This window comes from Paraglaciecola arctica BSs20135 (assembly GCF_000314995.1).
GTDB lineage: Bacteria > Pseudomonadota > Gammaproteobacteria > Enterobacterales > Alteromonadaceae > Paraglaciecola > Paraglaciecola arctica.
In genome coordinates this window covers 314,204-325,660 of sequence record NZ_BAEO01000065.1, presented here as the reverse complement: position 1 = coordinate 325,660, position 11,457 = coordinate 314,204, and the positions used below count along the sequence as shown (strand labels likewise).

The following is an 11,457-nucleotide window of genomic DNA, read 5'->3' as shown; positions in this document are numbered from 1 at the left end:
TCCTGCGAGAGTAGACAGGTTTTTGCTGCTGCAAAACCTGCACTTCCTACATCCATGTAGGTCGCACATTGTCAGACTCCCATTTAGAAGAAAGGCCACCTGCATAAGGTGGCTTTTTTTTGTGGTTGGAAACTAATGGAAATTACGGGATTTGGTGTTCAGTTCTAGTAGCAAGTGACTTAAATCTTTAAGTTTTCCAGCTATGATATGTATAACACCTCCGTCTCCTCGCTCTAATATTCCATTTACCTGCAATATGGTCGACTTTAAGTAAGCCTGTTTCTGTTCTCTTGAGGTTGCTAGCCAGACGACTACATTGATGTTTCCTGTATGATCTTCAAGGGTAATGAATGTGACTCCTTTGGATGTACCCGGTTTTTGTCGGCTAATGACTAATCCGATCACGCTAACAGTTGTTTGATGTGCTTTTAGGTGTAATTCATTTGCTTGAGTGTGCTTGGGTAACAAGTTTGCTTCTTTTAGTAACTCGATAGGGTGTGTAAATAGGCTTAAACTAGTGGATGCGTAATCTTCTAATAGAGTTTGGCTTGCATTTAGGCTGGGAATATTAGTGATTGGAAGCGATCTTTGTTGACTGAATAGAGGTAAATCGTTTTCTGTATCCATTAATAACCAACGTGTTGCATAACGATTATCGCAAAGTGTATGGAATGCATTGGCACTGGCAAGTGCTTCGATAATATGGCGGGGCAATGCTAAACGCTTAATGTGATTAATTTCAGTAAAACCAGACTCTGGTCGTTGTTGGATAAGCTGCTCTATATCTTTATTATTTGTACCTTTTACTAGGCGCATACCCAACCTTATAGCCCAATCTGCATTCTGGTATTCCAAAGTATGGTTGTACTGGGACGTATTGATACATATGGGTAAAACCACTATATCGTGCCGCTTAGCGTCTTGGATCAGTTGTGCTGGAGAATAAAATCCCATAGGCCAGCTATTTAATAAACCCACATAGAAAGCTGCAGGATAATAGTGCTTTAACCAGGAAGATACGTAAGCTAATACTGCGAAGGATGCTGAATGAGATTCGGGAAAACCATACTCTCCAAAACCACATATCTGTTTATAAATACGTTCTGAATATTCGAGGGTGTAGCCTCTTTGTGACATCCCTGTTATGAGCGCCTCCCTAAAGTTTGTTAGTTCACCCGTTTTCTTCCAACTGCCCATAGCGCGGCGTAATTGATCTGCTTCTCCACCTGTAAAACCAGCGGCTACCATAGCAATCCTAATCACTTGTTCCTGAAAAATGGGTACACCAGAAGTACGTTCTAATACTTCTTTTAGTTCTGGCGACGGGTGTTCAATGAGTTCGGGATTGGCTCTGTTCTTCAGGAAGGGATGTACCATTCCTCCTTGAATAGGACCTGGGCGCACAATGGCAATTTGGATCACCAGATCATAAAAGGTAGTTGGTTTGAGCCTAGGTAACATGCTCATTTGTGCACGGGATTCGATTTGGAATACCCCCACTGTATCAGCATCTTGGATCATCCGATAAACCTGTTTGTCGTCTCCCATTGCCGTGATCTGAGCAATATTAAAACTATGCTGATAATGCTGTTTGATTAAGGCAAAAGATTTACGAATGGCGGTGAGCATGCCTAACGCCAGTATATCCACTTTCAAAAGCCCTAAGCTTTCAAGATCGTCCTTATCCCACTGGATTACACTTCTATCTTCCATGGCAGCATTTTCTATAGGAACTAGATGGTAGAGTGGGCCTTGGGATATGACAAAGCCTCCCACATGTTGTGAAAGATGGCGAGGAAAGCCTTTTATTTCATTAACCAGACTTACAAATTGTTTGCCTTGTGATGATGAGGGATCAAAGCCTAGTTCGGTAATTTGTGCTTGCCAACCTAACTCCATATCTCGATGGTTCATATTTTTTATGAAAAAATCTAGCTGGCTTTCGTTAATGCCAAATGCTCTACCTATTTCCCTAATTGCACTTTTATGTCGGTAAGTAATGACGGTTGCCGCTATGGCTGTTCTTTCACGTCCATATTTTTTATAAATATATTGAATGACTTCTTCGCGCCTTTCGTGCTCAAAGTCCACATCAATATCCGGTTCTTCTTGACGTTCTTTGGAAATAAAACGTTCAAACAATACTGATATTTGCCTCGGATCGACCGCAGTGATTTGTAAGCAATAACAGACTATGGAGTTGGCTGCTGAACCTCGACCTTGGTATAAAATTTGTTGTTTTTGAGCGAATTGCACTACATCATAAATGGTTAAAAAGAAATACTCGTATTCTAGCTCTTTGATAAGTTTTAATTCTTTAACAATGATCCGCTTGATAGTAAAGGTTAGCCTGCCACCTGTCGTAAAACGTAAACGCATACCCGTGATGACAAGCTCTCGAAGATACCCTGAAGCCGTTTTTCCATCAGGTACTAGTTCGCTAGGGTATTCATAACGCAAACTCGCCAAGTTAAAAGTGCATAAGTTGGCAATAGTTAGGGTTTCTTCTAGCCATAAAGCTTTATACAAGGTGGATAGTTTATTAACAGGGCGTAGGTAACGTTCGCTGTTAGGCAATAATTGGCGACCTAATACTGACACTGGTTTACTTTTACGAATAGCCGTGAGGGCATGTTGCAGTGGTAAACGTTGTTGATGATGCATCAGTACGCCGCCGCAGGCACAGATGGCGATTTGATGTTCGTTGCTAAGCTGTTCTACATGAACTAAATAGCGGTGTTCGTTAGCCAATAAATGTCGCTGATAACCAAGCCATACTTTGTTTTTGTAATGCTTTTTAAGCCAGGCTCCCCAATAATTATCTATATCTTGATCGCCATTAGGTAACCATATGGCTAAGCAGTGTTTGACCCCGCGCAAATCCCATTTATTCAATTGATACTGACCTTTGGGCGCACGCCTGCGAGCGTTAGTAATGATGCGACATAACTCAGCATAAGCGACTCTGTCGGGGCACAATAAAAGCAACTCCAACTCTTCATCAAAACGAAATAGGCTGCCGACAATTAACTTGATATTAAGGTCGAGCTCCTTAATGGCAGTGTGTGCTCTGGCAACTCCTGCCACTGAGCACTCATCGGTAATAGCAATCGCTTGATAACCGAGAAAATCAGCCTGCTTAATTAACTCTTGTGGGTGTGAAGCGCCATACAAAAAGCTAAAATTACTTTGGCAGAATAATTCAGCATAATGATGTTTTGTGGTCATTAACTAAACACACCATGTAAATACCAATCACCTTTTGGGGTTTTAAATACCCAGTACCACTGACCCAATTGATTGCGGGCTATAAAGTAGTCTCGAATGATAGGTTTTGCGTCCCACCAACCTGTTTCTATGCGTTCTGGTCCAAAAGCAATGGATACTTTTTCTTGCAAAAGTTGAGGAGGGGTCAATAAAAAGCTTGGTCGTAAGGCATAAAGTTTAAAAGGTTGTATAGCTTTAGTGAGCCCTTCGGCGTTTTGAATTACCTGTTCTGGTCTATAATCATTGGTTAATGTGGGACTAGATACCGCTGCTTCTCCCAGTTTTGCTTGGAGCAGAGATATCAACTGTAAGCGTGACAGTCTACCTTGGTTACCAGCAAATAAATCACTTTTATCTGGCGTTCTGATATAGGTGTTTTCTACTATTAAGCGGATCGCAAAAACAGGCGCACTGAGTGTGATATTTTCTAATTTTAAAGATATTAATACTGCCCAAGACTTAGCCAAATATTCACCTTGTTGGGAGTGAACCTTTAGCTCAATAGATTTTTCATCCCTCTGGCTAAGGGTGAATACTAATGTTTGGGTTAACAAATCTCGTGTTTTTAAAAATAGTTCTAAACCTTGCAAAAGTTGCGTTAGTGGCGCCTGTAGTATTTGTATATTTTCGATGTCGTATAACAACTCAATAAAACGATCAAAAGATTTTTTGGGATGAAAAAAACTGACAGGATGATTTATCTGCGCAGTGATTTTGCCAATATAAGTAGCGACTTCAATATCAAAACGTTTGGCTATGTCAGCAAGGGAGATTTTAAGTAAATCTTGCATATTATGCACACCTACTCGCTGTAATTTTTTAACGGCTTTAACGGTAAGATCAGTGTGCTGTAATGATGCTTGTAGGATGGCTCGTTTGATTGTCTGAATATTGTCAGTTATCTGATCCCAAGCCGTGATAGCCAGTAATTTAGCCGCTAAGGGGGAATGCCCTGTAGCGTAATGAAAATGTACCTGCTGTCCGAGCAGTTGCTGCTGCACAACCTGCCAGTAAGATGTTAAATTTCCATACAAATTAAGCATATTATGTACCTGCAATAACAAACCATTATCGTTAAAAAAGCAGATGTCACTTGTCACTAAATAGAGGTTTTGGGCAATATCATTCAGTCTGTTTTTAGTGATTTTTTGTTGGTAAGGGATGACCTGTAAATCTGCTTTTAACATGGCAGCTGTGCCTAATCCCATGCCTAAACGTATGCCAGCCTGATAAGCTGCATGATTGAGCTGACATACCTGGTTCGTCTGCTCGTCGAGGATCACATACCCTTGTGTATGCAAGTTTGAACTAGGATTTTGTTGTAGCAGAGCATCTAATTGTAAATTAGGAAAATACACATATAACCAAATTTTTTGCATAATGATTTTTACTAAAAGTGACGTCTTAACCGGTGCGACATACACGAGAGGGAAACGCCAGCACATTAGTGTCTTCAGACTGACTCAGTTCAGGCCAATAAGCCCCCATGTAGATGTTAAATGAGCCATTAGACCAAGTGCCTTTACGTTTAGTTATTTGGGCTTGTATACCTACTTTTGAGGGGCTGAGCCGAATTCCTAAGGTGACGGGTAAAGATATGTGTTCTTGCTGTGGCTGACGTATGATAAAAAGTAAACTACGACCTTTTTCTGCTGCTAGTTGTAAACGTTTGACTTGGGTTACCGACAACGAAGCATGCCATAAAATCACGCTATGACAGCAGCCGCTTTTGAGGCTCTGCTCTGTACTCCACAATACCTGCTTATTTAATGAAGGTTGTACTACCATCACTTGATCAAGCGCAAAACCAAATTCAGCTAACATTTCGCTATTAATGCACATAGGTGGCGCAATCAATGTGACTAATTCTGTTTGTCTTTGTTGTTGCCTAGTCAGAATGCTAGGTAATAATAAGCGCAGCTCGCCAATACCTAATTGGCTGCGAATATCGATGACGCCATACTCAGGAAATCCTCCTTGCAACGCCTTATTTAACTCGTTAAATCCGGTGTGTTGTCCGTTATCGATAGATTGAGTGTGATTAGCCTGCCAAAGCAGATTTTTATTTTTTAAGTAAGAAATAGTAGGGTGCATAAGATCACAAATATACTGTATTTATGTACAGTATATTTGTGATATCTAAAGATGCAAGTTTTAGTGATAGATCAGCAGTGATTAGCTCTATTCAGTTAATCTCAATTGGCTTGGTGTTAGGCCTGTCCAGCGTTTGACTGAACGCCGAAAATTGGGAATGTCGTTAAACTGCATCAGCTGGGCGCTTTGCTCATTACTAAACTGTTGAATTTGTAATAGGTAAGTTGCCTGTTGTTTACCTAGCTCATCCTGTAATTGTTTAAAGTGTGTGTTATGTAACTTTAACTTACGTTTAAAGGTGGCAGGGCTTATGGAAAATTGCCTAGCAATGTTGTCTAAGTTGGTTTGTCTGTCTTTGTTGATTTCATTACGCACGGTTTGTAAAAAACCTTGTTTAGGGACATTTTGCATTTTCGCCTGTTTGACTGCATAACTTCTTAAACCATCACTTCTTTGTAGACAAGGTGTTGTCAGCCATTTTTTTTCAAAGCTAATGCTGAACATAGGTTGAGAGAAGGACAACCTATAACCAAGGTTTCCCTCGTATTCTTGGATGTATTTAGGTTTTTGAAAAGGAAAACTAAAATACATGGGGATACGTTGCCCAAAGAGTAACTTAGTCGCGGAAATCAAAGCGCTGCAATAGATTTCTGATAAAAACTGCACTTGTGTATGGCAGTTTAATGCTGGGTTAATAAGTAAATATTGGCGTTGGCTAGTTTGATAACTTGTGCCATCAAAAAATGGACAGATTTGCATGCGTAATAAACCGAGGATTTTTAGAGCTTGAGCAAAATCCCGACTATGTAATAACGCATTAGACACTGCACCATAATTGCTGGGGAATAAACGTCTACCAATTTGAAACGCACAATCATAGCCAGGTGTTAGGGTTCTGACGTTGGTGAGCAATTGTAATAATTGTCCCAGACTGATTTTTTTGTCGGACTTGAGATCCTCTATAAAAATACGGGTGCCTCGTAATAGTTTGTGTTTATTGACACCTCGAGACACTGCATAATCGACTACACTAGCGGCTAACTGATGGGCCGGTATGTATTTATCTTCTAAGCATAAAAATTTAGTAGCAGAGACTTTCATAATGCCACTTCACTTGGATAGAGTAATTGTTTTGATGCATCAAGACTTCGATTGACTCGGTCAATAATATTGTCAGTTGTGTCTCCTGGCCTTACTGAGTCAATTGCAAAGGTTAAATTGTGATATATCGCTTGTGGGTGCTGATAGGGTTTGTAAGCTAAGTGGAATATGGCTTGACGCACTTGTTCTGCGAGTTCTAATGCCAATTTTTGGCCTGTGTTGGGTAATAACAGTACAAACCGATCGCCAGCATAACGGCAGGCTAAGTCGGATGAACGTAAGTTCATAATGATTAATTCAGATATCTGCCGCAGTAATCTATCGCCTTCTGCATGCCCAAACTTACGATTAAATTGGTCAAAGTTGTCAATGTCTAACATGACAATAGAAAAGTCAGAGTGAGGAGGGGCTATAAGCTTGTTGTTAATTTGGCCCCGCATATAATCAGCACCATAGAGCTTGGTAATAAAATCAATTTGGTCATGTTGACGCAAATCATGTTCACGGCTATGTAATTGTTGATTGAGTACCAGTTGCTCTTGATGCCATTGATATAACGCATAGCTCATAATGAACATGCCAATAGCCGCAGGAATTGACTCAAACATACTCAAACCTGTGGCTGCATCTTGATAGGTCAAAAATTCATCATAGAAATCCAGAGAAGCTGAAAAAAGAAAGCAACATAATCCGATTACTAAGGCTGATGTCACTTTGCCGGGTGGGCGGCTGATTAATAAAAAAAACACCCACACAATAGATAGTAACCCAACACTGCCTTCTCCGAGAACATCTAACCAAGATATGTCTGATAGGTTTTTCAGTTGCCCTAGACCAATACTTAGGCTAGTAGACACAGCAAACGAACCACACAACACCGAAAAAAGCGTTGAATGGCGAGCTAACAAAGATAAGTTCATCGGTCATCCTCTTACTGCAAATAGTATGTCGTTACGTGAAAAAACATAACGGGGTCATTTTGGCTCAACTAAATGACAGATAGATGAAGGTCTTTTTCTATGTTGGCCAATAAAATCACCCGAACCTAGAGTTCTTGGGGGCTCAATAGGAGGTCAAATTAGCTCAAACAACGAGTAACAAGATACTGAATAGCCAGTGATGCAGTCTTATCAAGCCATTTATCAGCGATGTCGTCATAAATATGTCATGCCTCTTCTCTAGCGTGTCTGTCCGAGCAAGATTGCAGATTCGCCATACGACTATTAAAAAAGATGACAGGAACGAGAACCTATTATGAAAATGATTAAATCTACCTTAGCCATAGCTTGTTTAACTGCATTGGTCAGCACATCGACACTAGGGCAAGAAGTTGGTGCATTACAAGGCGTTCTAACGGACAAAAGCCAAACCAGCTATTTTGAAGGGGCGGATATTCAAATTAAAGAGCTTGGGGCAAGTGCTGTATCTCGTCGTGATGGGTCGTTCCGCTTTAATAATCTACCCGAAGGTAACTATACCCTAGTGGTTCAGTACTTAGGGGCACCAACAGTTGAATTGCCAATTCAAATTAGCGCTGGACAAACCTTGCAACAAGCAGTGGTATTAGCGGCTGCTAATGCATCACTGGAAAATATAATTGTGTACGGGCAACGAGCGGGTAAAGCCAGTGCACTTAACCAAAAAAGAATGTCTGATAGCATTAAATCTATAGTGTCGGCTGGCTCTATTGGCCAATTCCCGGACCAAAATGCTGCCGAAGCGTTACAACGTTTACCTGGGTTATCTATTGAAAGAGATCAAGGTGAAGGACGCTTTGTTGGTATTCGTGGTATCGATCCTAACTTGAATAACGTCACTATTAATGGTGTGAATGTACCTTCTCCTGAAGGCGGCGTGCGCTCTGTTGCTCTTGATGTGATCCCCTCAGAGCTTATTCAAAGCTTAGAGGTATCAAAATCTGTCACCCCAGATATGGACGGTGATGCCATAGGCGGTTCAATAGAAGTAAAAAGTCTCAGCGCTTTTGACAAAAAAGGGACCTCTGCAAGTTTGACTGTGCAGGCAAGTCAAAATCAACTACGTGATGAAATTAGCCCTAAAATTTCAGGCAGCCTAACCACTATGTTGACTGACACAGTAGGGGTAGCTGCGGCCTTATCTTACTTCGATCGTAGTTTTGGCTCAGATAACATTGAATCAAATGGCGATGATGAAGTAGAGCAACGTTATTATTCAATTAGTCGTCAGCGTATAGGTAGTGCTGTTAACTTAGACTTTCGTCCAGACATGAACAATCAATATTATCTGCGTACCTTATACAGCAGCTTTGCGGATGATGAATTTAGACTCTCAAATACTTTTGTGTTTGATGGTGCAGACTCTGAAATTGAGCGCGGTAGTAAAGATCGCGAAGAAACCCAGAGTATTTTGTCTATTACTGCAGGTGGTGAGCACCAACTTGAAGATTGGTTAATTGAATATCAAGTGGGTTACTCCAAAGCAGATGAAGATGAGCCAGACGCTTTGTACTACACCTTAGTGGGTGAAGGCATAGAAATCGATTCAGATATGGCGGGGCCAATTCCCACAGTGACTCAAGAAGCTGCTGCTATGGACTTGAGTAATTATGAGTTAGACGAAGTCAGTTTTGAAAAAAATCACGCTGAAGATAGTGAAACTATGGTTAAGGCTGATTTTACTCGTTACTTTGATTGGCAAGCCAATCAAGTTGAGTTCAAGTTTGGTGGAAAATACCGTAGCCGTGAGAAATCAGCTGATGCTGATATCATAATTTATGACGGTGATTTTGATGATATTGATCCTAGTATTTTTGCATCATCTACTCCCGATTGGGGATTAGGGGATTTTGGCCCGGGTTTAGATCGTTCATTTATGCGTGAATATTATGGACAGCAAAGTAACGCTTTTGAAATCGCAGATCTTGATTCAGAAGTCGAATCAAACGGTGCGTCATACGTAAACCAAGAGGATATCTTAGCGCTTTATCTTATGGGTAAAATCGACTTGGAAAATTTACGCATAGTCGCCGGATTACGATACGAAGACACTGACTTTAGTACCTCTGGTATGCGGGTAGAGCTAATCGAAAATGAAGCAACCGATATAGAAGAAGTTGTTAACACACTATGGGAAAGCGCTAAAAGTTATTCGCATCTATTGCCTAGCGTCAATTTACGTTATGAATTTAATGACAAACTTATAGGCCGCGCCGCTTTTACTCAAACGATTTCACGTCCCAAATTTGAAGACTCCGCGGCTTTTCAAATCATTGAATCTAAAACAGAAGAAGATGATGGTGAATTTGTCACTGAGCGTGAAGCAGAAGTAGGCAATCCTGATCTTGAACCCTATGAAGCAGACAATATCGACTTAGCGTTAGAGTACTACCCTGGGGACATTGGTATTTTGTCTGCAGGGTATTTTTATAAAAGTATCGATAACTTCGTTATCATTACTGATGTTGCAGGCACCGATGGTTGGGAAGGTTTTGATGAAGTTATGCAGCCTATCAATGGTGAATCAGCAAGTGTGAGTGGTATTGAATTATCTTGGGTAAAAGGTTTCGACAATGGTTTATTACTGAGTGCTAATGGCACCTTCACTAGTTCTGAAGCCGTAACCTTATTAGATGGCGAACGTTATGAAACGTCTTTGCCAAATCAATCTGACCGAATTGGAAACTTGACTGTAGGTTACGAAAGTGAAGATGTTAGTGTCAGACTCACTATGACTTACAAAAGTGAAAACCTTGAAGAGATAGATGGTGACCTAATCAGAATGGAAGATAAGCATCAGCAAATGGATTTTATGGGTAAATACTTCATTAACCCTAATATGCATGTGTATTTCAACGCAATTAACCTAACAGATGAGCCGTTCTATCATTACTTCGATCAACCTAGTGTCAACGCTCAATATGAAGAGTATGGCCGTACGTTTGAGTTAGGTTTTAATTGGAAGTTGTAATTCACTAAAGCTACACATTTTGGTGACAACAAACACGCGCCTAAGAGGCGCGTTAGTTTATCTATTTGGAGAATATAAGTGCGATTAATTGGTATCTTTTTTGTTATTGCATGTATCACTATTTCACCCAGCTACGCAAAGCCCGTACACGATGAGTCTTATTATCAGACCCACCAAATTCAAGGGTTGTCTGTACCAGAAGATAGTCTTAACTTTTTGGTACTAGGTGATTGGGGGCGAAATGGTCATTATCAGCAAATACCTGTTGCAGAGATGATGGATGTAGCCATGTGGCAACTAGATGCTGATTTTATTACCACCACAGGTGATAACTTTTATTCAAATGGGGTAGCATCGGTTGATGACCCCTATTGGCAAAGCTCTTTTGAAGATATTTATCATGGTCCACATTTGTTTGAAAACTGGTATCCCACTTTAGGTAATCACGATTATAGGGGAAATTGGCAAGCTCAAATTGACTACACGGATGTTAGCCGTCGTTGGGTCTTCCCCAGTAGTTATTATGCTAAAAGCTTTGAACTTGATGGTGGTGAAAAAGTACTGATGTTATTTATTGATACTAATCCCCTCAACCCTGAATATAAAGATGTAGCAAAATATGCTGAAACGCAAAAACAAGATGGGGCTAAACAACTCGCTTGGATAGAAGAACAATTAGTTGCATCTACTGCTAAGTGGAAAATCGTGATTGGTCATCACCCTTTGTATTCAAGTGGTAAACGTTACGGTAAAACCTCTGAAATACGCGGTGTACTTGAACCTATTTTTGAAAAACATAAGATTGATGCTTACTTCGCAGGGCATGAGCATGACTTGCAACACAACCAACCTAAAGGCACCACAGTGCAGCATTTTGTCTCTGGTGCTGGCTCTGAACTAAGAAAAGTAGCCCAACGATCCTTTACCCGTTTTGCTGAAGCTACAGCAGGGTTCGCTTCTGTATCTGTGAGTGACAATGAGCTATTAGTGCAGTTTATTTCTGATAAAAACAAGGTGCTGTATCAATATAGTATTAATAAGGATTAA

At 40.5% G+C, this 11,457-nt stretch carries 7 protein-coding genes; 2 read left to right on the top strand and 5 right to left on the bottom strand.

Annotation, left to right across the window (positions count from 1 at the left end):
- Positions 1-132: 132 nt before the first annotated feature.
- The 5 genes from GARC_RS23930 to GARC_RS23910 all read right to left on the bottom strand — a co-directional run bounded on the left by GARC_RS23930 (position 133) and on the right by GARC_RS23910 (position 7,382).
- A complete protein-coding gene (locus tag GARC_RS23930; RefSeq protein ID WP_007625432.1) occupies positions 133-3,228 on the bottom strand; it encodes an error-prone DNA polymerase in 3,096 nt (1,031 codons plus the stop codon).
- The gene (locus GARC_RS23925; RefSeq protein ID WP_007625430.1) at positions 3,228-4,646 is read right to left on the bottom strand and encodes a Y-family DNA polymerase; all 1,419 of its coding nucleotides are present in this window, start codon (positions 4,644-4,646) and stop codon (positions 3,228-3,230) included. Before GARC_RS23925 ends, GARC_RS23930 begins: the two co-directional genes overlap by 1 nt.
- A gap of 25 nt (positions 4,647-4,671) precedes the next feature.
- Positions 4,672-5,361: a translesion DNA synthesis-associated protein ImuA gene (imuA, locus tag GARC_RS23920; protein WP_007625428.1), complete on the bottom strand. Its 690-nt coding sequence runs from the start codon at positions 5,359-5,361 to the stop codon at positions 4,672-4,674.
- Between the two features lie 87 nt (positions 5,362-5,448).
- Positions 5,449-6,462: an AraC family transcriptional regulator ligand-binding domain-containing protein gene (locus tag GARC_RS23915; protein ID WP_007625426.1), complete on the bottom strand. Its 1,014-nt coding sequence runs from the start codon at positions 6,460-6,462 to the stop codon at positions 5,449-5,451.
- Positions 6,459-7,382 carry a GGDEF domain-containing protein gene (locus tag GARC_RS23910; RefSeq protein WP_007625424.1) on the bottom strand — a complete coding sequence of 308 codons (924 nt, stop codon included), beginning with the start codon at positions 7,380-7,382 and terminating at the stop codon, positions 6,459-6,461. The genes GARC_RS23915 and GARC_RS23910 overlap by 4 nt, the downstream gene beginning before the upstream one ends.
- A gap of 334 nt (positions 7,383-7,716) precedes the next feature.
- On the opposite strand from GARC_RS23910, the gene GARC_RS23905 reads away from it, so the two are divergent.
- Together GARC_RS23905 and GARC_RS23900 are read left to right on the top strand one after the other, a co-directional pair.
- Complete coding sequence (locus GARC_RS23905; protein ID WP_007625419.1) at positions 7,717-10,410, top strand: TonB-dependent receptor; 2,694 nt, start codon at positions 7,717-7,719, stop codon at positions 10,408-10,410.
- A gap of 87 nt (positions 10,411-10,497) precedes the next feature.
- Complete coding sequence (locus GARC_RS23900; RefSeq protein WP_226989317.1) at positions 10,498-11,457, top strand: purple acid phosphatase family protein; 960 nt, start codon at positions 10,498-10,500, stop codon at positions 11,455-11,457.

What these genes read in the sequence shown, in the direction of transcription:
- GARC_RS23930 (WP_007625432.1), bottom strand. Translation starts at nt 3,228, where the DNA reads ATGACCACAAAACATCATTATGCTGAATTATTCTGCCAAAGTAATTTT.
- GARC_RS23925 (WP_007625430.1), bottom strand. Translation starts at nt 4,646, where the DNA reads ATGCAAAAAATTTGGTTATATGTGTATTTTCCTAATTTACAATTAGAT.
- imuA (WP_007625428.1), bottom strand. Translation starts at nt 5,361, where the DNA reads ATGCACCCTACTATTTCTTACTTAAAAAATAAAAATCTGCTTTGGCAG.
- GARC_RS23915 (WP_007625426.1), bottom strand. Translation starts at nt 6,462, where the DNA reads ATGAAAGTCTCTGCTACTAAATTTTTATGCTTAGAAGATAAATACATA.
- GARC_RS23910 (WP_007625424.1), bottom strand. Translation starts at nt 7,382, where the DNA reads ATGAACTTATCTTTGTTAGCTCGCCATTCAACGCTTTTTTCGGTGTTG.
- GARC_RS23905 (WP_007625419.1), top strand. Translation starts at nt 7,717, where the DNA reads ATGAAAATGATTAAATCTACCTTAGCCATAGCTTGTTTAACTGCATTG.